The sequence below is a fragment of the Bacteroidota bacterium genome (assembly GCA_016721765.1).
GTDB lineage: Bacteria > Bacteroidota > Bacteroidia > UBA4408 > UBA4408 > UBA4408.
The window spans coordinates 1805762-1829136 of sequence record JADKHO010000001.1 but is presented as its reverse complement, the minus strand read 5'-3'; the positions used below and the strand labels follow the sequence as shown (position 1 = coordinate 1829136).

The 23375-nt window shown below is 37.8% G+C and carries 20 protein-coding genes and 1 other RNA gene; 14 read left to right on the top strand and 7 right to left on the bottom strand.

The features are described 5' to 3' along the window. Positions 1-284 precede the first annotated feature (284 nt). Together IPP32_06625 and IPP32_06620 are read left to right on the top strand one after the other, a co-directional pair. Entirely contained in the window at positions 285-4346 is a 4062-nt protein-coding gene (locus IPP32_06625; GenBank protein MBL0047754.1) for a T9SS type A sorting domain-containing protein, read from the top strand. Between the two features lie 228 nt (positions 4347-4574). Continuing rightward, on the top strand, positions 4575-5084 hold the full coding sequence (locus IPP32_06620) for an ankyrin repeat domain-containing protein (protein MBL0047753.1): 510 nt from the start codon (positions 4575-4577) through the stop codon (positions 5082-5084). A 14-nt stretch (positions 5085-5098) separates the two neighbouring features. On the opposite strand, the gene IPP32_06615 is transcribed toward IPP32_06620, so the two are convergent. Continuing rightward, positions 5099-6472, bottom strand: a complete 1374-nt coding sequence (locus tag IPP32_06615; protein MBL0047752.1) for a dipeptidase — start codon at positions 6470-6472, stop codon at positions 5099-5101. A gap of 177 nt (positions 6473-6649) precedes the next feature. On the opposite strand from IPP32_06615, the gene rnpA reads away from it, so the two are divergent. The 7 genes from rnpA (at position 6650) to IPP32_06580 (ending at position 14470) form a co-directional block, all read left to right on the top strand. Then, positions 6650-7039, top strand: a complete 390-nt coding sequence (gene rnpA / locus IPP32_06610) for a ribonuclease P protein component (GenBank protein MBL0047751.1) — start codon at positions 6650-6652, stop codon at positions 7037-7039. Next, positions 7023-7244: a membrane protein insertion efficiency factor YidD gene (gene yidD / locus IPP32_06605; protein ID MBL0047750.1), complete on the top strand. Its 222-nt coding sequence runs from the start codon at positions 7023-7025 to the stop codon at positions 7242-7244. Before rnpA ends, yidD begins: the two co-directional genes overlap by 17 nt. A 53-nt stretch (positions 7245-7297) precedes the next feature. Continuing rightward, entirely contained in the window at positions 7298-8995 is a 1698-nt protein-coding gene (locus IPP32_06600) for a S41 family peptidase (GenBank protein ID MBL0047749.1), read from the top strand. 55 nt (positions 8996-9050) lie between these two features. Then, positions 9051-10616, top strand: coding sequence for an O-antigen ligase family protein (locus IPP32_06595; protein ID MBL0047748.1), 1566 nt, complete (start codon positions 9051-9053; stop codon positions 10614-10616). Between the two features lie 163 nt (positions 10617-10779). Beyond that, complete coding sequence (locus IPP32_06590; GenBank protein ID MBL0047747.1) at positions 10780-11268, top strand: T9SS type A sorting domain-containing protein; 489 nt, start codon at positions 10780-10782, stop codon at positions 11266-11268. 3 nt (positions 11269-11271) lie between these two features. Continuing rightward, positions 11272-12750 (top strand): tail fiber domain-containing protein, encoded by a 1479-nt coding sequence (locus IPP32_06585; GenBank protein MBL0047746.1) that lies wholly within the window; start codon positions 11272-11274, stop codon positions 12748-12750. A gap of 91 nt (positions 12751-12841) precedes the next feature. Further along, positions 12842-14470 (top strand): tail fiber domain-containing protein, encoded by a 1629-nt coding sequence (locus IPP32_06580; protein ID MBL0047745.1) that lies wholly within the window; start codon positions 12842-12844, stop codon positions 14468-14470. A 74-nt stretch (positions 14471-14544) separates the two neighbouring features. On the opposite strand, the gene IPP32_06575 is transcribed toward IPP32_06580, so the two are convergent. Continuing rightward, a complete protein-coding gene (locus IPP32_06575; GenBank protein ID MBL0047744.1) occupies positions 14545-16239 on the bottom strand; it encodes a mucoidy inhibitor MuiA family protein in 1695 nt (564 codons plus the stop codon). Positions 16240-16371: 132 nt separating this feature from the next. Between IPP32_06575 and IPP32_06570 the strand changes: the two genes are divergently transcribed. Further along, positions 16372-16962: a sigma-70 family RNA polymerase sigma factor gene (locus tag IPP32_06570; protein ID MBL0047743.1), complete on the top strand. Its 591-nt coding sequence runs from the start codon at positions 16372-16374 to the stop codon at positions 16960-16962. Next, a complete protein-coding gene (locus IPP32_06565) occupies positions 16949-18139 on the top strand; it encodes a zf-HC2 domain-containing protein (GenBank protein MBL0047742.1) in 1191 nt (396 codons plus the stop codon). The genes IPP32_06570 and IPP32_06565 overlap by 14 nt, the downstream gene beginning before the upstream one ends. A 139-nt stretch (positions 18140-18278) precedes the next feature. Here IPP32_06565 and IPP32_06560 read toward each other — a convergent pair whose 3' ends face one another. The 5 genes from IPP32_06560 to ffs form a co-directional block, all read right to left on the bottom strand. Continuing rightward, on the bottom strand, positions 18279-18848 hold the full coding sequence (locus tag IPP32_06560; protein MBL0047741.1) for a nicotinamide mononucleotide transporter: 570 nt from the start codon (positions 18846-18848) through the stop codon (positions 18279-18281). Continuing rightward, positions 18849-19244, bottom strand: a complete 396-nt coding sequence (locus IPP32_06555; protein MBL0047740.1) for an SRPBCC domain-containing protein — start codon at positions 19242-19244, stop codon at positions 18849-18851. After that, positions 19244-19732, bottom strand: a complete 489-nt coding sequence (locus IPP32_06550) for a YkgJ family cysteine cluster protein (protein ID MBL0047739.1) — start codon at positions 19730-19732, stop codon at positions 19244-19246. Before IPP32_06550 ends, IPP32_06555 begins: the two co-directional genes overlap by 1 nt. Positions 19733-19735: 3 nt before the next feature. Continuing rightward, entirely contained in the window at positions 19736-20431 is a 696-nt protein-coding gene (locus IPP32_06545) for a hypothetical protein (GenBank protein MBL0047738.1), read from the bottom strand. Positions 20432-20521: 90 nt separating this feature from the next. Further along, positions 20522-20620, bottom strand: an RNA gene (gene ffs, locus IPP32_06540) — signal recognition particle sRNA small type. A 103-nt stretch (positions 20621-20723) separates the two neighbouring features. On the opposite strand from ffs, the gene IPP32_06535 reads away from it, so the two are divergent. From IPP32_06535 to IPP32_06525, 3 genes are read left to right on the top strand one after another with little or no spacing between them, the layout of a single operon-like run. Beyond that, positions 20724-21278 (top strand): DUF4199 domain-containing protein, encoded by a 555-nt coding sequence (locus IPP32_06535; protein ID MBL0047737.1) that lies wholly within the window; start codon positions 20724-20726, stop codon positions 21276-21278. Continuing rightward, on the top strand, positions 21278-22231 hold the full coding sequence (locus tag IPP32_06530; GenBank protein MBL0047736.1) for a glycosyltransferase: 954 nt from the start codon (positions 21278-21280) through the stop codon (positions 22229-22231). The genes IPP32_06535 and IPP32_06530 overlap by 1 nt, the downstream gene beginning before the upstream one ends. Positions 22232-22240: 9 nt before the next feature. Continuing rightward, the gene (locus tag IPP32_06525) at positions 22241-23374 is read left to right on the top strand and encodes a glycosyltransferase (GenBank protein ID MBL0047735.1); all 1134 of its coding nucleotides are present in this window, start codon (positions 22241-22243) and stop codon (positions 23372-23374) included. Position 23375: the final 1 nt, after the last annotated feature.

Below are 23375 nucleotides of genomic sequence, written 5' to 3'. Positions count from 1 at the left end.
CTTTTCTTTCGCTCATCGATTAGCATTTTTCAATATTTAGAATTTAAAGTCCAAGATATCATACAATCTGAATAAATTGAATAAGATTATAATGCTATATTTTACTATACTTTCAAATGAATTATATCATTATTATGAATCGATTAATTCTATATATCGAATCCAAAGAGCCTAAATAATGTTTTTTTTTCTTGGATTTGAACAGTTCATATTTGTAGCGTGAAATAATCTCGATGGATTCGTTAAGAAGCATCGATAATTTCTTAATTTTAAAACGCTGCGATATGAAAACCAAAACAACAATTTTCCAAGTAAATAAGTATACCAAAATACTTAAGTCAATAATCATTCTGGCATCTATTATACTAATAAATAAACCCGTGTATTCCTTCAATTATTATTGGGTAGGAGGTCCCGGAAACTGGAATGATTTTGCCAACCATTGGGCCACCACCAGCGGAGGCAACACCTTCCATACACAAGCTCCGGACTCTACGAATGATGTATATTTTGATGCTAATTCCTTTTCACAAAATGCCTCGATTGGCTTTACTCCTTTTATTCCCAACCTTTGCCATAGCTTAAATTTTAGTGGCATTTCACATCCTGTAACATTCGCATCCACAAGTATAAATGTATTTGGTAATTTAATACTTTCATCTCAACTAGTTTTTAACTCAGGATTCAATTTCACTCTTTCCGGTTCCGGCAATTGCCTGTTGAAATGTAATGGCGCAACTATTCCTCTACTTACAAAAGAAAGTTCAGGTACACTTTATTTAGCTGATGCCTATCAAGGAAATAACATATTTATCCATAAAGGAAATTTGAATACAAATAGCTATACGGTTAATCTTGGAACTACCGGAATTTTTTCGACAGAACATGCTTATCGAGGAAGTGGGGCATTCAATTTCAGGAGCTCAACGGTGTATTGCGATTCTTTGTTGTTGGATTTAAGGACAGGTAATCCGGGTATGTTTACGTATTTGTATGGCGATTCAGCAACTGTCCATGCCAATGGCTTTATCCAATGTATAAATGGGTCGGGGCGCTTTAAGGAAATAATTTCACCTTCCTTTGAAGCAGATGATATTTTTATTGAACATATCACCACGTCAAAATATATAATAACAAACCATAGTCAAGTTTTTTACTTTAACATGATTCCCAATTCGAACGTTGCGGGCTGTGGAACTATTACCGGGCAAAATAATTTTTATGTTGCATCCTTTAGGGATACAACAATACTTATTAAAAGTGATATAACCATTGACAGTGCTATCTTTTACAATTGTGAAGGCTTATTGATGGATGCAGGTAAAACCTTTTTCAGCAACTATTCATTTGAAGTAAAAAATCAAGGAGCATCTAAATTCAACATAAATTCTGCTGACTCGAACTCTACCGTTTATCTCGGTTTGGGTAATCATCCCATTTGCGTTGACAATACTTCCATCCAAAATTTACACGTTGGAGGATTTTATGCTTTTTATGCCGGTGCTAATAGCGTCGATGGCGGGAATAATAAAAATGTAAATTTTACAGCTAGCGGCACCACTCCTCATGTACTTTACGGAACGAATGGAGGCAATCCATTTAACGGCATAAGTGGGGTCATATTTGAATTAGATTTGCTCAATGGGAAAGTAAATCGTGTGCACGATTTTAATCCGGCTAATAATGTACAAGGCATAAATCCAAATACCGGATTGGTTCAGGCTTATGATTCTTACTTGTACGGAACCACCGCACTTGGAATAAAAAGCCTGTATCGCTTTAAGCCACTTACCCGTGAATATACTGACATGATTCCGCAAGTTGGAAGCGATGTTAATGGAACAATGGCCAGATCAAAAGATGGAAAGAAATTATATGGCACAAATGGAACCGGCATATTTGAATACCTAGTTGACAGTAATATTTTTAGAGTAATTTATCCTTTTACTGTTGCATCCGGCTTGGGTGGACAAGGAACATTGTGTGTTGCCGACTCCGGTAAAATTTACGGCATCACTGCGCAAGGGGCTGCAAATGGGTTAGGCGGAATATTCGAATTTGATAGTGATACAAAAATGTATACCATCCTATATAACTTCATTGCAGCGGATGGTGGACTCCCGCTATGTGGCGTGATAAAAGCATCGAACGACAAATTATATGGCTCCATGTCGATTGGCGGAACACAAAACAAAGGCACATTATTCGAATTTGATTTAAAAAACAATTCGTTCCAAAAATTCTACGATTTTGATATTGCCGATAATAAAGGAAGTCGTAACGGTGAACTAACTGAAGCAGTGAATGGAAAAATTTATGGCATCACAACCTTCGGTGGCAACAGCAATTACGGCACTATTTACGAAATTGACACTACCAGTCATGCAGTGAATATAGTTGCCAATTTTGACAGTCTGAATTTTTGCGCCCATCCGACCGGCTCCTTGCTTCAAGTTTCAAATGGCCATTTGATGGGCTATACTTATTCGGGGGGCAATTATCATTATGGGACTATTTTTGAATTTGATCCTTACACTCATGTCCTTCAAAATAATTACCACCTGAGTGGCAGTTATCAATATCCTGTTTCTCGTCTATTGGAAATTGATCCAATCCCAACTACTATCCTTTCACAACCACAAGACGATGACTTTTGTATAGGCGGTACTGCTTCTTTTCAGTTTTTGATAAATGGCTCTGGCAACCGCACTTATTTATGGCAAGACAGTTCCGCACAGCACAGTTGGCAGGGCATTGCGAATTCCAATTTAAATGCACTTTATTTATTCAACTTAAAGTTGACTGATAACCATACAAAATATCGTTGCATCATCACCACCAGTATGGATACTGTCGTTACACAAACTGCTCAACTTAATTTAAATCAATCCGGCTTTAGAGTGAGCTTGCCTTCCTATATTCCCGATTGTGACAATTTAAATCAGATATGTCCAAGTTTCGTGGGCAATTTTCCGGACACTTATTTTTGGAACGATGAACTCACATTTTGTCGCAACTTTTTAAATTCAGGGGTATATGTTTTTACTGCTAAAGATATTGATGGATGCATTGATACCGCTATGACTACCGTTGGTTCAGGTTCACCCATAATTTTATCGGGTGTAGTTAACAATGCAACTTGCGGCATGTGCGACGGTACAGTTGCTTTGATTGCCACTGGAGCTACAGCGCCTTATCTGATTACTTCCGCAACACAGCCTCCCCCTAATTTAACCGCTTTGTGCGAAGGTGATCAGGGACATTTTATTTGCACCGATCAACATTCCTGTGTTGGAACATTTGATTTTATTATACCTGCAGCCTGCTCTAATGATGTGTGGCCGGGAGATGCCAATTCCGATTTCACGGCTAATAATTTTGATTTGCTTAACATTGGCTTATCCTATGGGGAAACAGGTCCGCTCCGCACAAACGCTAGTCTTGCCTGGGTAGCTCAACCTGCCACTGATTGGTTGGATACAATTGGAGTAAATAATAAACATGTGGATTGCAATGGAGATGGAATCATCAACAGCAGCGACACACTTGCCATACTTTTAAATTATGGACTCACCCACCCGAAGCTGCAACCGCATGTTATGACACCCAATGCTCCTACCTTGTATTTGCAATTTAGTATAGATACAGCGCAAGTAGGAGACAGCCTCACTTTTGCAATAGGCTTAGGAACAGCAGCAGTTCCGGCCGATAGCGTTTATGGAATTGCATTTAGTATTAATTATGAAAACACTGTGGTGGATTCAGCATCTGTTTTTGCGCGCTTTAACAGCAGTTGGTTCGGGACCAAAAATGTAGACATGATTAGCTTGCAAAAAGATAATTACACGAGCGGAAAAATTGATATCGCCCTTAGCGGCATTGACCATTTAAACCGCCAGGGATATGGAACTATCGGGGTATTGAGTGTAGACATGAAAGATGATTTATCCGGAAGGGATTCTATTTTTAAAACGCTGCATTTGAGCTTTAGCAATTTCTTGCTGATTGATGTAGATGGAAATATTCGACCTTTAAACAGTATTAGCGACAGTGTGGTGGTGGGTCAAGATGTAACTGCTATAAATAACATTTCGTTGGATGAAAATGCAATTATCCTCTCCCCTAATCCTGCAAAAGATGTTGTACAAATTGATTTTTCAAACGCTGCAGGCATTGTATCAAGCATCAGCATTTACAACGCTTTTGGGCAAGAAGTTTTAGAAAGAAAAATTATAAATGAAACTAAAATACAAGTCCATACATCGCAACTTTCAGCAGGAATTTATTATGTAAAAGTAAAAGGGACAAGAGGACTTGTTGTCAAAAAATTAGTTGTGACCAAATAGAAATTTTTGTTTTTTAACCGTTGGAAGCGCCTCATTGATATTGATCAATGGGGCGTTTTTCATTTGGGGCTATGCGTTATTCATTGGCATTAATGCGCTTTCGAATGGCAGTTGAATTATGTTGCACTTTGTTGTTTTAACTTTGAGGATAGCTTTGATAAAAGCGAAATACATAAGTGCTTTTGTTTAAAAAATAGAATTGCAATTTTTAATTTTTCCACTTCCCTAATGAATAGAAAAGAATTTCTTCAATCGGGCATCTATACTGCCACAGGAATAACACTCTTGCCTAACTTGCTCTTTGCGCAAAACAAGATGGAACCGCCTCCTCAATTAAAGGCGGACTTGGTTAAAGAATTTGTGGGAGCCGGTCACAACAATTTGCCACGTGTAAAAGAACTTTTACTTGACAATCCCAATCTTATTTACAGTCGTTACGATTGGGGAAAAGGTGATTTTGAAGAAGCTATTGAAGGTGCCGGTCATGTGGGCGATAAGGACATTGCCAACTATTTAATTGAACAAGGTGCACGTGTAAACTTATTTGTGCTCACCATGCTCGGTAAAACCGAATTGGTAAAACCTGTATTGGAAGCCTATCCAAAACTAGTGTTTGCCAAAGGAGCCCATGGCTTTACCTTATTGCATCACGCCAAGCGTGGTGGCGAGGAAGCACTTGCTTTGCTCGACTACTTGGAACAAAAAGGATTAAAAGACACCCAGCTAAAAATAAAGTGAGTGAAGCGTTGAAGCTATTTTTTACTCAACTCAGCAAAATATTTATAAAACAAAGGAATTGTTTCGATGCCTTTGTAATAGTTGAATAAACCATAATGTTCATTGGGCGAATGTATGGCATCACTATCCAAACCAAAGCCGAACAATACCGTTTTTAAACCTAAAATATTTTCAAAAAGCGCTACAATCGGAATACTTCCACCACTGCGAACAGGGATAGGTTTTTTACCAAAAGTTTGTTCCATTGCCTTGCTTGCCGCAGCATAGGCAACGCTATTGGTAGGCGTAACAACCGGCTCGCCACCATGATGTGGAATTACACGCACGGTAACACTTGGCGGGGCAATGGCTTTGAAATGTTTCTCAAATAAGGCAGTAATTTTTTCATTGCTTTGATGCGGTACTAAACGCATCGAAATTTTAGCAAAGGCTTTTGAAGCAATTACTGTTTTGGCTCCTTCACCAATGTATCCACCCCAAATTCCATTAACATCCAAGGTTGGTCGAATGGAGGTACGCTCCGGAGTGGTATATCCCTTTTCCCCTTTTATATCGTAAAGGTTAATCGATTTCTTAAACACTTCCACATCAAAGGGAGCCTTTGCCATCTCTGCTCTTTCCTCTGTACTTAATTCTTCTACATCATCATAAAAACCGGGAATAGTAATGTGTCCATTTGCATCAATCAATGATGAAATCATATCGCATAAAATATTAATAGGATTAGCTACTGCTCCACCGTAGAGGCCCGAATGTAAATCACGACCGGGGCCGGTAACTTCTACTTCATTGTAACTTAATCCGCGCAAGCCTACACAAATGCTAGGTGTATCATTAGCCAATATTCCGGTATCTGAAACTAAAACCACATCTGCTTTAAGCTTAGCTTTATTTGCAGTTAAAAACGGACCCAAATTAGTTGAGCCCACTTCCTCCTCCCCTTCAATCATAAACTTTACATTGCAGGCAAGGGTATTGGTTTTCATCATGAGTTCAAATGCTTTCACGTGCATGAACATTTGTCCCTTATCATCGCAAGCACCTCGTGCATAAATTTTTTCATCCTTTATTACCGGCTCAAAGGGTGGTGAAGTCCATAATTCCAATGGATCGGGAGGTTGCACATCATAATGTCCGTAAACTAATACAGTAGGTAATTTGGGGTCAATGATTTTTTCGCCATACACAATAGGATTACCGGCAGTTGAACATACCTCCACATTTTCGGCACCCGCAGCAATCAAACTTTGTTTTACCGATTCAGCCGTTTTTATAACATCCGCTTTATACTTGGGATCGGCGCTAATTGAGGGGATGCGCAAGAGGTCAAATAATTCGCTTAAAAATCGGTCTTTATTTGAATTGATATAGGTTTTTATTTGTTCCATTGTATTGATTTTTGCGAGCGAATTTACAATTTTGCTTGAGGAATAAAAGCGATTTGTGTGGTATTTGTTTTAATCTTTTTGAAACGATTGAAATTACTTCTCACATTATTTAACAAAAGCATATACCAATGAATTTTTTGTTTTAGTAGCTTTGAACAAAATACTTGAATTAGGAAGTTGAAATTAACATTTAAAAAGGAAGAAAGGCTTAGTAGTAGGAAGTTAATAGCCAGCTTGTATGAAAGCGGAAAATCTTTTAACAGTAAATGCTTCCGGCTTACCTGGATGCACTTTGAAGGCTTGGAAAAATTCCCAGCACAAGTTTTGATTTCAGTTTCGAAACGTAATTTTAAACGAGCTGTAGACAGGAATCGCATAAAACGTATGATACGTGAAGCCTATCGAAAAAATAAATTTGACACCTACACGTATTTAAATTCAAAAAACAAAAAAATTGTGTTTTCCTTGACTTATTTGGAAAAACAAGAATTGGCTTACGCCGAAATAGAAAACAAAATTATAGTAACTTTACAACGATTACAGGCAGAGCTTGAAAAAAATACTTAGTGCCCCTTTTATTTTTCTAATTTCAATTTATCAATATGCCATATCGCCGCTTTTGCCCAATGCATGCAGGTACTCACCAACCTGCTCGGAATATGGAAAAGAAGCAATCTTAAAATATGGAATTATGAAAGGTGGTTACTTAACTTTAAAACGAGTTCTCTCCTGCAACCCTTGGGGTGGCCATGGACATGACCCGGTTCCATAGTGAGTAACCAATTTTTATCTATTCATCAAATCAATAATTAAAATCCTAATTAAATGAAACCTGTGTTAAAAAAAATCAGAAATTATTTCTTTGTTCTTCTCTTTGCAGCAAGCATATTTGGCTCCTTCAGTTTTGTAGACAATTACTTTGAAGTATCTAAAAACCTGGACATTTTTGCTACACTTTTCCGTGAAGTAAATATGTATTACGTGGATGAAACCAAGCCCGGTGATTTAATGAAAAAAGGGATGGATGCGATGTTGGAATCATTGGATCCGTATACCAATTACATTCCTGAATCGGAAATTGAAGATTATCGTTTTATGACCACCGGACAGTACGGTGGGATTGGGTCTTTGATTAGAAAGCGAAAAGATCAAATTGTAATTTCTGAGCCATATGAAGGCTACCCTGCTTATAAAGCTGATTTGCGTGCAGGTGACATAATTTTAGAAATTGACGGAAAATCCATCAAAGGAAAAAACCAAGATGACATCAGCAAAGTATTGAAAGGGCAGCCCAATACAAGCGTTAAACTTTTGATACAGCGCGATGGTGAAAAAGCTCCTATTGAAAAAGTACTCACCCGCGAAGAAATTAAAGTAAAAAGTGTACCGTACTTTGGAATGGTAGACGATAATGTAGGATACATGCGCCTCACCAGCTTTACAGATGATGCATCGGCTGAAGTGAAAAAAGCATTTACAGAATTGAAAGATAAAAATCCGAGCTTAAAAGGAATTATTTTCGATTTGCGCGGGAACCCGGGTGGTTTGCTTAATGAAGCCATAAATATTTCGAATTTATTTGTGGATAAAGGGCAAGATATTGTAAGCACAAAAGGAAAAGTACAAGAGTGGAACAAATTGTATAAAGCTGTAAATAATCCTGTGGATGTAAATTTGCCGATCACACTTTTGGTAAATAGTGGCTCGGCGTCCGCCTCCGAAATTGTTTCGGGTGCATTGCAGGATTTAGACAGAGCGGTAATTGTTGGACAACGCACTTTTGGAAAAGGATTGGTGCAGGCCACGCATACACTAAGTTATAATGCCGCCTTAAAAGTTACTACAGCAAAATATTACATCCCTAGCGGACGCTGTATTCAGGCATTGGATTATTCCAATCGCAACGAAGATGGAAGTGTTGGAAAAGTTCCTGATTCGCTCATTACACTTTTCAAAACCAAAGGTGGCAGACCCGTATATGACGGAGGAGGAATTAAGCCTGACATCGCGATTACTCCAAAAAACTACAGTAAAATTGCCATCAGCTTAGAGAATAAAGCGCTCATTTTTGATTATGCCACCAAGTATCGAAGAGAGCATGCAAGCATTGCCCCTGCTAAGGTTTTTAGATTAACTGAAGCGGAATATGAAGAATTTATGGCCTTTATTTCTGATAAAGATTACGATTACACTACCCGCAGCGAAAAGCTTATAAAAGAGTTGAAAGAAACTGCAACGGAAGAGAAGTATTTTGATGTTGCGGAAAAAGAATTTGATGCATTAAAAGCAAAAATGATGCACCACAAAACCGAAGATTTAATGAATTTTAAAGCGGAGATAAAAGAGCTAATCGAAAATGAAATTGTTTCAAGGTACTATTTTCAAAAAGGAAAAATAGAAGCGAGTTTGGCAAATGATGAGGAAGTAAAAAAAGCTATTGAGGTAATAAAAGACCAAACGCTTTATGTTTCGGTATTAGCCGGGAAATACAAAGACCCTGAAATCACCAAGGAAAAAAAATAATTCGTCCGTGCAAGCTACTTCTTATTTAAAAGCAATAAGATTGATTTCATAAGGTATGAAGTTTTTAAAGAAGCATGCATTTTCGCTGTATTACTTTGGTTTAATTTTGATGGCGGTAGGTTTACCGCTTTCAAAATTTTTGACTGGTCTTTCTCTTTTTTTTATTGTGGGAGCTTGGATTGTTGGGGGTGATTTTAAACAAAAATTTCAACTTTTTTTCGACAATAAAATTGCACTGCTCTGGAGCTCTGTTTATGTATTGCATCTTCTTGGACTTTTCTATACCAGCGATTTTCAGTATGCCTTTAACGATTTGCGAATCAAGCTTCCGTTGCTTTTGTTTCCATTAATTTTTAGCAGCAGTAAACCCTTAAGTCAAACACAATTATTTACTTTATTAAAAATATTTGTTGCAGCTGTAATTCTTTCTACACTTGTTAGCTGTGCTGTTTTGCTTGGATTTATTCATCGTCCGGTAACCCAAACTCGCGACATCTCCATCCTTATTTCACACATTCGTTTAGCACTCTTAATATGCCTTTCGGTGTTTACACTCTTGTATTTTATAAAAAATGAAGGAGCTAAATTTTTTGTAAAAGGTATTCAGGTGTTGGCAATGGTTTGGTTGGTAATATTCCTTTTTATATTGGAATCGTTTACCGGAATTGTAGTGCTTTTTAGTTTAACATTTCTTTATTTTTCGTATCAACTTTTTCAAAAAGGAAATTATCTCATTCGGTTCATTTATGCTGCCTTACTCCTTGTTAGCGGCATTGCATTAAGTATTTTTTTGATTCAAAACTACATGGAGGTTACACAGGCAAAACCCATTGATTTAACACATCTTGAAAATCATACTTCGCTTGGGAATCCATATTTGCACCTACTTGATGACAAGGCCATGGAAAATGGGAATTATGTGTTTTTATATCTCTGCACAAGAGAATTAGACAGCGTATGGAATAAAAGAAGCAGCTTGGATATTGCAGGTTTAGATTTAAAAAAACAACCCTTACGTGTAACCGTGTTTCGTTTTCTAACTTCAAAAAATTTAAGGAAAGACGCGGCAGGTGTGAATGCATTGACTGAAGCTGAAATAAAGTCGATAGAAAATGGGATTCCCAATGTAAATTACCAAAACCTTTTGAGTGTAAAGGCGCGTGTGCAACAAATTTTTTGGGAACTGCATACCTATCGCAATTCCGGAAATCCAACAGGACACTCTGTCACGATGCGTTATGAATATTTAAAAACGGGATTACGCATTTATAAAGACCATCCAATAATTGGAGTTGGTACCGGAGATGTAAATCAGGTTTTTTTAAAAAAATACGAGGAAACCCAATCGCCAATTGCACTAAACTGGAGACTTAGAGCCCATAATCAATACCTCACATTTGCAGTAACCTTTGGCACAATTGGACTTATTTGGTTTTTGATTTCCATCTTTTATCCGTTAATGCGGGGTCTCAAAAGTTTAGATTATTTCTACTACATTTTTTTAGCCATTGCCTTACTTTCGATGCTAAACGATGACACACTTGAATCGCAAGCAGGTGTTACTTTTTATGCTTTTTTTAACGCATTGTTTTGGTTTAACAGGAAAGAGCCTTCCAACTAAACCATAAAAGTACTTTTCATTCGAATCAGTTGATCTCCTCTTAAAATCTGCTTAGTTTAGATTATTAGCACCTTTGTCTAACTTTTCATGACTTTCATCTTTATTTTGATTTGGTAATTAAAATTTAATTCACTTATTTTGAGATAAACTTAAACTACCTCATATGAAAAAATTAAAACGAGTCAATTTAATTTTATTGCTTTTGTTCAGCACCCTGCTAACAAAAGTTCAAGCGCAACAAGCAGCAACTGCTGCAGGAGGCACCGCAGCCGGAACGGGTGGCAGTGCAACGTATACCGCAGGCCAAGTGGCATATTCATTTTTGAGTAATGCAAACGGATCGGTAGGACAAGGAGTACAGCATGCTTATGAGTACTTAATTGGGGTAGATGAAATTCACCAAATAAGTGTATCGATGCAAGTATTTCCTAATCCGGTGAGTTCCATTTTAAATGTAAAAATCGAAAATGAAAACTGGAAAGATATGAGCTATGTATTGCTCGACATGACCGGCAGAGTGGTTCAGCAAAAAAGCATTAGCGGACCACTTACTTCCATTTCGATGGAAAACCTTGACAATGCGGATTACTTTTTAACTATTCGCACGAACAAAGAAAAAATTAAAACCTTTAAAATCATTAAAAACAATTAATCCATGAAAAATAGCTACCACACTTTAAAAACCGGCCTTACTCTATTAATAGCGCTAAGCCTTACTGCTTCCTCCCTTTTTGCACAAGCACCGCAAAAAATGAATTATCAATCAGTAGTGCGAAACAGCTCGGGTGTTTTAATCTCGAATGCAAATGTTGGCGTGCGAATTTCAATTCTTCAAAATTCCGCATCCGGCAGCGCAGTTTATGTTGAAACTCAAACTCAACCCACTAACACCAATGGCTTAATAACCTTGGAAATTGGAGCAGGAACAGTTGTATCGGGTTCTTTTTCAGGTATCAATTGGGAAACCGGCACTTATTACATTAAAACGCAAATTGATCCCACAGGCGGAACAAATTATAGCATTACCGGAACCAGTCAATTGTTGAGTGTTCCCTATGCCTTAAGTTCAGCAAATTCATTTTGGAAAAAGAATGGAAATGATATCAGTTTTTCGGGGGGCAATGTTGGTATTGGTACCACTACACCTGGACAAAATCTTACAGTTAATGGGGGTATGAATGTGGATGGTGCTGGATTAAACGATGGGACCTTGGGACAAACTGCTGCTAGTGCAGGCTTATCATTTGGACTCGCTTCAGGAGAAGGGATAGCCAGCAAACGTACTTCCAATGGCAATTTATTTGGGCTTGATTTTTACACCGCCTTTGTGAACCGAATGAGCATTACAAATACAGGGAATGTTGGGATTGCAAACTCCACCCCCCATGCATTATTACAATTTGACAATAGCTTAGCAAATCGCAAACTAGTTTTGTATGAAAGTGTTGATAACGATAATGAATTTTATGGCTTCGGAATAAATCCTAGCACATTGAGGTATCAAACATCTTCTCCTTCAAGCGACCATGTATTTTTTGCAGCTACGGGTGCAGGTGCCTCCAATGAATTAATGCGCATTAAAGGAAATGGCCTAGTATCAATCGGAAATGCTTCAGCTGTTTCCGATCTTCATATAAAACAATCCGGCGGAAGCGCTGCCAATCAGCAAACTGGAGGAATAAATTTAGAAAACAGTGGGAAACATTGGAGAATTTATAACAGCAATGATTTTATTCGCTTTAACTATTCAACGGATGGTGTTTCATATACTGCAAAATCATACATTTCCTCTACTGATGGAAGCTATAATGTTGTTTCTGATGCTCGATTAAAACGCGACTTCGAATCATTTGAGACTGTACTACCTAAAGTTTTGGCTTTAAAACCATTGAAATACCATTATCTCGACAACAAAGAAAATGCGATAAAAACAATGGGATTTCTTGCTCAAGACGTACAAAAAATATTTCCTGAAATTGTTTCACATGAGGAGGGAGAAGATTTGCTTGCTATTGATTACAGCAAATTTGCAATAGTTTCGATTAAAGCAATTCAAGAGCAACAAGCACAGATTGAAGCCTTGAAAAAGCAAGTAGCTGATTTGAGTGCAGCAGTGCAAAAACTAACTAAATAACAAATTAATTTTCCCAAAACGGAAAGCCTGAGAAATTATTTTTTCAGGCTTTTCATTTTTCTAATTTACTTAAAACTAAAATAAAAAACGCATGAAAACTACTCATACAAAATTCAAAATAGTAACACTTATTTGCCTTATTTTCTGTAACTCACTAAAATTAACCTTTGCAGAAGCACCTCAAAAAATGAACTATCAAACTGTTGTGCGTAATAGCGCCGGGGTGTTACTTTCAAATGCTTCCATTGGAATTCGTATCAGCATACTTCAGGGTTCAACAAGCGGAACAGCGGTGTATGTCGAAACACAAACCGCATCAACTAACACCAATGGATTGGCTACTATTGAAATTGGTGGAGGGAATGCTGTTACCGGAACCTTTGACGGAATTGACTGGTCGACAGGAACCTATTTTATAGAAACCGCCATTGATCCTACAGGCGGTTCAAATTATAGTATACTTGGTATTAGTCAATTGTTAAGTGTGCCATATGCGTTACATAGCACCTTATCGAGCTACGCCTTTCTTGCAGATACGGCCATTCTTGCTCAAAGCGCTGCATTTGCGAATAGTGCTATAATGGCAGATACCGCCCTTATTTCGAAAGATAATTATTGGAAAGCGAATGGAAATAATATCTACAAATCTGTATCAGGAAATGTTGGAATTGGAACTTCTACGCCTACATCATTCCTCCACCTCTCGCAAGCAGGAGGTATGAATTTCCAAATGGACAATACAGTAAATGGAGCTTCTGTCTTTTTATCTACCCCTTCCGGAAATGCAACCGGAGGAATTGGTACAGGTGGAAATTTCGATTTTCCTATTTTTACAAATGGCGGCGACCGCCTTACGGTTAAAGCAGATGGTAAAGTTGGAATTGGAACCACCACTCCAGGCGCATTATTAGACGTTATTGAAGATATTCGTATTCATGGATTGACAGCAGGGACAGGACTTAATACTAATCCTAATTGCACTGCATTTGGGAATATTGCCTTGGCTGCTAATGCAGGAAATACAAACTCCGCCTTTGGACATAAAACGCTTACACTAAACACCAGTGGTTATGATAATTCAGCTTTTGGTGCATTGGCATTACAAAGCAATACCACCGGAGCTGCCAATACCGGATTTGGCGCTGCAGCGCTTTCAACAAACATAAGCGGTTCGGGAAATACTGCAATTGGATATGGTGCAAGCACATCAAGTGCGAATTTGAGTAATGCAATAGCTATTGGAAACCTTTGTACATCCGATGCAAGCAACAAAGCACGTATTGGAAACTCATCCATTTCAAGTATTGGTGGACAAGTTTCCTGGACTAATTTTAGCGATGCCCGAATAAAAGATAACATTGAAGAGAATGTGATTGGGCTTGCTTTCATTAAAGCACTTCGTCCGGTTACCTATCACCTCAATGTGGACAAAGAAAACAAATTGTTAGAAGTAGAAAATTCGTTGAATTGGGATGGCAAATATGATATTGAAAAAATAAGCTTCAGTGGGTTTATTGCACAGGAGGTGGAACAAGCAGCTCAAAAATCAGGTTATGATTTTAGCGGTATAGATAAGTCCGGAAAGCTCTTGGGATTAAGGTATTCTGAATTTACTGTTCCATTGGTAAAAGCAGTTCAAGAACAGCAAGCACAAATTGAAAAGTTAGAACAAGTCATTCAACAAATGCAAGCTCGCTTAAATGTGCTTGAGAAAAACTAAAATTTAAAATTCATTTCATAAAAAATCCCGAACAGGAATAATAACTGTTCGGGATTTTTTTATTTCTATCGTTCTTACAATCCGGCAAGTTGTTTGTTTTTCGGATATTTCACCTCATAGGTAAACGAAAGTTTACGCACTTCTTTCGGTTTCAAATTTATATTCCATTTTAATTTTCCAGTGGCTTCATCCAACTCTGCATGCGTTGATTCGAGCAATGCCACATTTATTTCTTCATTTTGAGATACCGGAATTTGGTCTTCTATTTCTAATTTAATGCTTGCACTTTTTGTATTTCGCAAAGTTATTTCGTAGGTATAGGTAAGTACGCGGTCATTATTAAATGTTTTCTCTTTGCTTTTATCTTTCAGTTTTTTTCGCTCCATTAAGGTGCTTTTATCGCGCCCCATATTCAATTGCAAGGTATCCTCCATTTCTTGCGGATTGATGCTGGTTTCGCCAATATAGCCGCCGTCAAAATAAATACGCGCAGCGCCGGGTATCAAATTCATACTTTCCCAATCCGTTACTTTTGCGACTAAAAAAGCATTTGGGTCAAGCTTTGGAATGGCTGAATAAACGAACGAAGAGGGAACTTCCTTACTTTGCACCACCACCATGTGCGTTTTGCTATCGGACGGAATCGAGTATTTTAATTTTATCTCATAGTCTACACGAATGGGATTTTCTACTACAACTGTGTAGTCTGCTGTCGTTTTAGATTGCACCTCTTCACGATCGAGATATTTTGCATCGGCAGTCGATTTTATCGACATGGTATTCATTGAGGGTGCAGCGGTTGCTCCTGAATACGAATAGCTTCTTGCCACATAATAATTCAAGTAATTTGTATTCAACTCAGGCTTAGTATTTCCCTGATTGGGTGTTCCGGTCGATAGCGTGAGTGCTGCGTCGTTCCAATCGATTCCTGAATTTTGATACACACTTGCTTTGTGATCCAATTTTAAATTGGTGTTGGCCGATGTAGCACGCAAATCATAACTGGGTGTCCATCCTGCATTGCGCACAAAATAATTGATGTCGATGTTAACCGCCGCTGCAAATAAAGAGCTCACTGTAACTATAACTTGGTTTATGGCTCCCTTTTTTTGTTCGGGATTTTGTTCACCACTGCGTTGGTTTTCTGCATTCAATTCGGCAAGTCTTTCTTCGGTGCGAAGCTTGGCCGCTGTAACTTTAAATTCCTCACGTTTTAATTTTTGTAACTCTGTGTTGATATTATTTAATCGAAACCGCAAATATTCCAGTGCTTCTTTCAATAAAGCCAGCGAATCACGTTTTGTTTCCCCTTTAATTAATCGGTTGTTGAGTAAGGTATTCTTCTCGGTTGTTAAGGCCGTACGTTTATCCAACATATCTTCCAAGGTCCAACTAAATTCCTGAATGGAATCTTCCATCGCTTTTAGGATTCGGAAATTTTTAGGTTTTATTTTTTCATCCACTGCAATAACTTCCGGATACTTAATGTTGTGACGCACATCCAAAATAATAATATTTCCTGTGCCAATTGCTTGCAGGGTTTGTGCTTCAATAAATGGAGAAACTCCTTCAAATATTAAATCGCTTGTTCCCACACCAACATTAAAATCGGCAGAGCTAAAAAGTTGTGCTCCTTGCAAAAACACAATTGCCTTTTCGATTTTTGCGTTCACTTTTTTTTCAGTGGCGGCATTCACCAGATAGGAGTTAAAGACAACAAATACGATAAAGAGCATGTTAGTTTTAGAAATGATTTTTTTTGTGTTCATAATTTTGAGTTTTATTCTGCTGGAGGCAGATGGTTTATTTTGTTATTTGAGGATTAGATGCATGTGTTTTGAATTTTCCATAAACGATTAAAAAATAATTCAGGATTAAGCTTATTTTTGTAAAAAAACGATTTGAATTCCGCACAACCTTTCTTAAAAACCTTATCTGACCTTGAGTTGGTAGCACGTTATGCGCAAACCGATGAAAAAGCATGTGTAGGTGTTTTATTTGAAAGATATACCACTCTGGTGTATGCGGTGTGTTTAAAATACTTTCAAAACCGCGATGAAAGCAAGGATGCCGCCATGCAGGTTTTTGAAAAACTGTTGGTTGATTTAAAAAAGCATAGTATTACAAACTTTAAAAGTTGGTTGCACAGCGTGGCAAAAAATTATTGCCTCATGCAGCTGCGCAAAAACAAGCATTTTACCGAAATTGGTGGAGAGGCAGCAGAGTTGATTACACCGCTTATGGAATACCGCGATTTTTTGCATCAAGAAGAAGAAAATCAAAAAGAAATAAAACTCAGCGAGCTCGAAAATGCACTGCTTGAATTAAGCCAAGAACAAAAACTTTGCATTGAATTATTCTACCTGAAAGAGAAAAGTTACCAGGAAATTACGGATCTAACAGGCTTAAGCCTTAACAATGTGAAGAGCTTTATTCAGAACGGAAAACGAAATTTAAAAAATATACTAATTCAAAAAAATGTCACACCCTAGCACTGTTAGCAAAATGTTTAGTGCAAGTGTTTGTCCAAGCGACGAGCAATTGTGGGGCTATGTGCAGCAAAAGCTGAGCAAGGAGGAAATGCGCGCGATAGAATTACATTTGGCCGATTGTGAGTTGTGTAACGATATGGTGGAAGCCTACCGTATTGCAGGAACTCCGCAATCATTTACGCAAGATGTAACGGAAATTAACACGCGTATAGAAAAAAGAATTTCCCAACCTGAAACTGTTATTTTTTCAATTACCCGAAGGAACTATTTTGCTATTGCAGCAAGTATTCTTGTATTAGTAGGAGTAGGATTCCTATTCAATTATTTTGCAGGAGAATCAAAGAAAGATGCAGTAAGTGTGCTTGAAAAACCCAAAGAAAATGCGGAACCGCTAGCTCCAGCCGAAAGCAGTAATGAAGTAGCCCCTGAAAATAAAGACTTATCCGTTGCAGCGCATAAATCTGAAAAACAGGAAATAAAAAATATTCCTACAGAATTTTCGAGTAAATCCAACCCTATAACCACAACACAACCAAGCATTGAACCCAATTTAAATTCAGAATCGATAAAAAGCACAGATGCCAACCTAAGCTCCGGGAAAGCTGTTTTTGAAGCACCTGTGACTGCTGTTGAGGAAACACAAACCGTCGCTTTGGATGCTGCTAAAGATATGGAAGACGATGCAAAAACACGAAGTGAATCTGACGAAAAAGCCGGGACAACCTTTAGCGGAACAACAGCTCCGGCAGCCGCACAAGTTCAAAGCAGGGCATTAAGCAAAGAAAGTTCTGCAAAAAAGAGTGCATACACGATAAACACTAACTCAATTAATTTATTGGCAGATGCGAAAGCTGATTTTATGAGCGGAAATTATGCTGCTTCAAAAATAAAACTGCAAGAGGTATTAAAAGCGGAAGCAAAAAATGAAGAGGCCTTATTTTTTCTTGGGAAAACGGAACGCATGCTAAAGCAATACAAAGCTTCTAATGCCCAATTAAATTTAATTTTAAAACAAGCTAAATCACCTTACTACGAAGAAGCGGAATGGTTGAAAGCATTAAATTTAAAAGATGCAAACAATAAATCAGATGCGCTAAAACTGTTTTCAAAAATTGCTAAAGGAAAAGGAAAATATGCTTATCCGGCTGCGGAAATGAGAGATGAGTTAGGTGAATAAAATAGTTGAGAAGCGCTTTATAAATGAGTACAGACATTCCTTTCTAGTGGAAAAAGAATGTTATTGGATTTTAACTGTGATATTTTATTTTAACCGCAGAGGGCGCGGAGGAGGCGCAGAGGGCGCAGAGCTGATTTTTTTAAGAACTCTTTTTTACCTTGTAGGATTTCTTCCATTCCATAAATCCAAGAATGGCCAAACCGAGAAAAATAAAATATAAAATGGATGTTGCATAAAGTCCTTTGTAAAAATACATCCCCACATAAATTACATCTGCAATAATCCACAAAATCCAATTCTCAATAATTTTTTTTGTCATAAGCCATTGTGCAATTACACTCATGGCAGCAGTTGTTGCATCAATGTAAGGCAAGTCGGCATCGGTATATTTTTTCATTAACCATCCGAGAATCCCCGAAAAAAGAATCACTGAAATGCACCAAAAAACAATTTCCTTTTGCGATAAATATTTTACGACTAAAGTTTCATTATCGCGCTTTCCTTTTTGCCAATAATACCAACCATACACTTGCATTACAGCAAAAAATACTTGCAAGAGCATATCGGAATACAAGCGGGCTTCGTAAAAAATGTAGATATACATCAACACCATTACAATTCCTGTAGGCCAGCACCACATATTTTGTTTGGTAAGGAGCCAAACACTTGTCAGTCCCAACAAGCTCGCGATGATTTCGAAGTAAGACATTTATTCCTTTAAATAGGCTTTCATCGGCTCCCAATAATGTTCCACCCATCCCTTGTTGAAATCGCTTTTTACAGCATGGGGAATATCCTTATGGGTAAACTGTAATTCCGTTCTTTTTTCATTTTCAATAAATATAAATTCAATAATTGAATTCTCACCATCGGGCCACTCCTCCTCCATTGCACGCCAGGTTTGCACAATTTTTTTCCCTGGAATCAATTCGATGTTTTCACCTTCAATGTAACCATCATAGGCACTGTATTTTCCTCCAATTTGTTGACTAATTATTGCTTCCGCTCCGGTAAAAGCGCTGTGCTTTATGGGGTTCATGATCAAGTCATAAAGCACTTTGGGCTTTGCTTTAAATTGAATGCTGTGAAAAATATCTTTAGCCATTACATTACTTTTTTAAGTTTTTCAACTATGGCATAAGCAGCCGGACATACAGCAGTATTTCTTAAAGTAATATCCAGCACCTGATAAAAACGTTTTCTATCGGTATGCGGATATTCGCGGCAAGCGTTGGGACGGTGGTCGTAAACAGTACAATAATTATCCTCTCCTAAAAACGCACAAGGTGCCGAATTGAGCACATAATCGTTGTCTTCGTCCATGTGCAAATACTCTTGAATAAATTTTGCAGGACGCACTCGAAACAATTTGGATAAGCGCTCTATATCTTTTTGATAAAATATTGGACTGGTGGTTTTGCAGCAGTTGGCGCATTTGAGGCAATCGGTTGTGGCAAATACTTCCTCGTGAATGGCTTCAACAGTTGAATCCAACAATTTAGGCTGATTCTTTCTCAACTTATTAAAGAACTTTTCTGTATTGGTTTTGGCGTTTTTAGCCAGTTTCGGTAAATCTTCGAGTTTGGGTATCATGATTTATTTTTTCAATACACTATGCACCACCGGAAAAATGAGTGCTTCCCAGAGCGCATACTCTGCAGCTGAAGGATGCAATTCGTCGGAAGAAATTAATCTTGGATCATTTTTCATCAATTGAGTGGTGGGATAAATATCTACCACTTTTAAGTTTCTCTTTTTTGCTTCCTTTTCGATTATGGAATTAAAATCCGCAATACCTTTGGAAATATCACGCCCACCACTGTATTGGGCGCCTTTGGGTGTTACCCCAAAATCAGGGATGTTAATCAAAACCAAATTAGTTTTCACAGCAAGTTTAGCCTGCATTCTATCCAAAATCAACACCAGATTTTTATGAAACTGCTCTTCCGGAACTTTTTGAACCCAATCATTAACGCCAATAAGCAATGTCGCAAAATCAGGATTTGATTCGTCATACACAGGCAATTCCTTGTCAATTAAATCTTGTGTAGTCCAACCGGTAACCGAAGGATTTGCAATCAATGTAGTCGGAACCTGTGTTTCATTTAGGTGCTTGGTTAAGATAAAAGGCCAGGATTGTTCCCAATCCGCACCTTCACAAATAGTATAGGAATCGCCTAAAGCAACAAATCGGATCTTATTTTCAGCTGGATTCATGTATTTTTTTGTTAATGCAATCGCAAATAAAGTAACTGTACAAAGTAAAACAAAAAGGATGATTTTTAGTTTCATGGAGGAAAGGTAAGGAAACCCTTACAAATATGCTAAGGCACCGAAATTCAAGAGTTTGCGTCACATGAATTCAAAATAAAGTGCACAAAAAAAGGGTAAGCTACTCTTATCGCACCGCTCAACCATTTACCCTTGCTTTCTTCCGAACCTGGGGGAGTTCAACAGGAGCTGGTCGTAAGAGACTTACCCGGGCGCAAAAGTATAGTTTTTGGCGACATCCTACAATAAAACTGCAATAATTTTGTTTTATTAATTTCTATATTTGCCAACTGATAAGGGTTTACACCGAATTATGAGCGAAACAAAACTTAGTATTTCACGCAGTGCCATGAATTATGGCGGTATGACAGGTATAATGCTTTTTCTGGTTTTTATACTTTCGAGCATTTTAGGAACAAAATTTTCGGGGCTGATGCAAGTTATGGGCTATGCAGCGCTCGGTTTGGGTATTTTTATTGGATCCAAAAACTACCGCGATAAAGAATTAAATGGTGTGATTTCTTATGGGACTGCCTTTTATTCCGGCTTTTTGATTTCCTTTTTTGCCAGTGTAATTATTGCTTTCACGATATTTCTGTACATCAAATTTGTGGATTCAAGCATTATCGAAAAAATAATGGAGCAAACGGAGCAAAACATGCTGGATTCAGGGCGTTCGGATGAAGAAATAGAAAAGGCAATGGAAGCTTCACAATATTTTATGAATCCCACATCAATGGCATTCTTTTCAATTTTAGGTTATACTTTTGTAGGCACCATAATTTCGCTGGTAACAGCCGCTTTTATTAAGAAGGAGCATCCTAATTCAGGTGATTCTTTCAATAGTTTTATCCAACAAAATCAATAATGGATCTTTCTTTAGTAATTCCCCTTCTCAACGAAGAAGAATCGTTGCCAGAGCTAACCGATTGGATAGTGCGCGTTATGCTACTAAACGCTTACAGCTACGAAATTATTTATGTGGATGATGGAAGTAAAGACGGTAGTTGGAAAAAAATAGAGGAATTGATTGCTAAAAATCCCAATATTAAAGGCATTAAATTTCGCCGAAACTACGGCAAAAGTGCCGCATTAAATGTAGGATTTGAAGCGGCTCAAGGTAAAGTAGTCATTACCATGGATGCGGATTTGCAAGACAGCCCGGATGAAATTCCGGAATTGCGTAAAATGATTTTACAGGATGGCTATGATTTGGTTTCGGGATGGAAGAAAAAACGTTATGACCCGCTTACCAAAACCATTCCAACCAAATTATTTAATTATGCTACCCGAAAAATGAGTGGCATTAGTTTGCATGATTTTAATTGTGGATTAAAAGCATATAAAGCGGATGTAGTTAAGAGTATTGAGGTTTACGGTGAAATGCACCGCTATATTCCGGTAATTGCAAAATGGGCAGGATTCTCAAAAATTGGCGAAAAAGAAGTGCAACATCAGGAGCGCAAATACGGTTCCACTAAATTCGGATTGGAGCGTTTTATTAATGGGTTTCTGGATTTACTTTCCATTTCATTTGTTTCTAAATTTGGCAAGCGCCCCATGCATTTGTTCGGCTTCTTAGGAACCATAATGTTTTTGATTGGCTTTTGTGTGGCCTTTTATTTAGGCGCTAACAAGCTATACATGGTTTATTTGAATGAACCCGAAATATTAATTACACAGCGTCCCTCCTTTTACATTGCTTTAACTACAATGGTTTTAGGCACAATGCTTTTTCTCGCAGGATTTTTAGGGGAATTAATTTCTCGCAATTCCCCTACCCGTAATAGTTACCTAATTGAAAAAAAATCAGGTTTGTAAGTCCCAACTTTGAAAGTAACAATAATTGGTTCGGCGCATCCTTTAAGGGGTGGAGGTATATCCACCTTCAACGAGCGCCTCTGTTTAGCCTTTACGGAAAACGGGGATGATGCCGAAATTGTTACCTTTAGTTTACAATACCCCAATTTTTTATTTCCAGGGAAAACCCAGTTGAGCGACGAACCTGCACCGCTCGGAATAAAAATTTCGGTAGCCATAAATTCTATCAATCCATTTAATTGGATAAAGGTGGGACTGCGTATTCGAAAGCAAAAACCGGATCTTGTTGTAATTCGCTATTGGCTGCCATTTATGGCTCCTTGCTTAGGCACCATCGCACGCATCATTCGCGGAAATAGGCATACAAAAATCATCTCCATTACCGACAATATTATCCCACATGAAAAAAGATTTGCGGATCGCCTCTTGTCTTCCTATTATGTAAAATCGGTTGATGCGTTTATTACTATGTCGCAATCTGTGTTGAAAGATTTGGAATTGTTTGATTTAAAAAAACCAAAATTATATAGCCCGCATCCGCTCTACGACAATTTCGGAAAAGCCATTTCCAAAGACCTCGCATTGCAACGCCTTGAATTGAAACCAGACTTTTCTTACATCCTCTTTTTTGGATTTATTCGAGATTACAAGGGATTGGATTTATTGTTGGAAGCGATTTCGGACAAGCGATTTCAAGAATTAAATGTAAAATTAATTATTGCGGGAGAGTATTATTCTGATCCCAAACCTTATCGAGAAATCATTCAAAAACACAATTTAAAAAAGTGGGTGATTGAGAAAACAACATTTATTCCGAATACAGAAGTGGTGAATTATTTTTGTGCGGCCGATATTGTGGTACAACCTTACAAAAGTGCTACACAAAGCGGCGTTACCCAAATTGCCTATCATTTCGGAAAAGCTATGTTGGTGACCAATGTTGGCGGTTTACCCGAAATGATACCCGATGGTAAGGTGGGATATGTGGTAGCTCCCGACAGTAAAGCAATCGCTGCTGCCTTAGTGGATTTTTATGAAAACAAAAAAGAAAACTTCTTTGCTGCAAATGTGGAAGAAGAAAAGAAAAAATATTCGTGGCAACACTTGATTGATAGCATTAATAAATTAATTTCGGAGCTTTAAA